We start from the raw sequence: 1,147 nt of genomic DNA on the forward strand, positions 1-1,147 counted from the left end.
TCGGCCTGGCCGGCACCTTCACGTTCGATCCCAACGGCGTCACCGACGTGGCCGCCTACGTCTACGGGCTGGACACCACGCCCAAGTCCGAGGTCGCGCCCGCCGCCGACGGCACGGCCACGATCGCGCTCACCCCGCGCCACGACGGCCCCAACGTCCTGTCGGTACGCAGCAAGGACCGCGCGGGCCAGCTCGGCCCGATCCGCACCTACGTCTTCAACGTCAACAGCGGCAAGGGCCCGAACGGCCACTGGGCCATGAACGAGGGCCAGGGCACCGTTGCCGCCGACGCCGCGAACGCCCACCCGGCGACGCTGTACGGGGCCACGTGGACGACCGGGAAGACGGGCATGGGGCTGAAGCTGGCCAACGCCTACGCCCAGACCTCCGGCCCCATCGCCGACACCAGCCGCAACTTCACCGTCACCGCCTGGGCCCGCCTGACCGGCAACGCGGCCACCGCCACGGTCGTCACCCAGGAAGGCTCCAGGACCGGCGGCTTCACGCTCCAGTACTCGAAGCCCGACGACCGCTGGGCGCTGGTCCGCGCGAACTCCGACGCCGACGGCGCCGCGACGGTCAAGGCCCTGTCGGCCGCCGCTCCCAGGCTGAACGAGTGGACCCACCTGGCCGGCGTCTACGACTCCGCCGCGGGCCAGATCTCGCTCTACGTCAACGGCAAGCTGGAGTCCGAGGTCGCCTTCACCCAGCCGTGGAACGCCACCGGGCCGCTCACCATCGGCCGCGGCAAGGTCAACGGCGCCGCGGCGGAGTCCTGGCCGGGCGATGTGGACGAGGTCCGCGTGTACGGCCGGGCCATGTTCGCCGATGAGCTCGCCGACCTGGTCAACAGCGCCGCCACGCTGGTCGGCCACTGGATGCTGGATGAGGAGTCGGGCACGACCGCGGCGGAGTCCTCCGGCCGCTCCACGGCCGCGACGCTGGCCGGGGGCGCGTCATGGACGTCCGGCTGGCTGGAGGGCGCGCTCGCGCTCGACGGCGTCAACGGCTACGCCCAGACCACCGGCCCCGCCGTCGGCACCAGGTCGAGTTTCACCGTGGCCGCCTGGGTCCAGCTCGACTACCTGCCCACCGCCGACACCGCCGCCGTGGCCCAGCCCGGCAGCCGGACAGCCGGGTTCCAGCT

General features: G+C 73.1%; 1 protein-coding gene. It reads left to right on the forward strand.

Annotated elements, in window-relative coordinates; translation table 11 throughout:
• Positions 1-1,147: LamG domain-containing protein (locus ACWDX9_RS63510; RefSeq protein ID WP_449973486.1), on the forward strand; the 1,147-nt coding region annotated here is incomplete at both ends.

It is taken from the genome of Nonomuraea sp. NPDC003201, from assembly GCF_053590415.1.